The sequence below is a fragment of the Parvimonas sp. M20 genome, from assembly GCF_035282425.1.
In the GTDB taxonomy this organism is placed as follows: Bacteria; Bacillota; Clostridia; order Tissierellales; family Peptoniphilaceae; genus Parvimonas.
Map to the genome: position 1 here is coordinate 1 of NZ_JAYKBQ010000110.1, position 311 is coordinate 311.

Sequence of the window (311 nt, forward strand, 5' to 3'; positions counted from 1 at the left end):
CTATCTATACTTGTCTTATCATCTTTACTATCAAAGACATCTTTTACAGGTTTTGTCGCTGTTGGATTTGTTGTTTCATTTGTATCAAATTTATTACTTCCATCAGCCACTTTTGCTTTATTTAAGATCTTTTCTCCATTTACATTCTCATCTACTTTTACCTTGAAAGTAACTTCGAATGTTTCTCCGTCTGCTACATTTTCTTTTGTCCAAGTGATTTCTCCATTTGCAAAAGTTCCATCATTATCTGCAGAATTTTCTACATAACTTGTATGAGCTGGAATCTTATCCTTTATTACAACCTTTTGTAC

At 31.8% G+C, this 311-nt stretch carries 1 protein-coding gene; it reads right to left on the reverse strand.

The window, feature by feature from the left end:
* The coding region (locus VJI93_RS08610; RefSeq protein WP_324009291.1) for a hypothetical protein at positions 1 to 311 on the reverse strand (311 nt) is incomplete at both ends.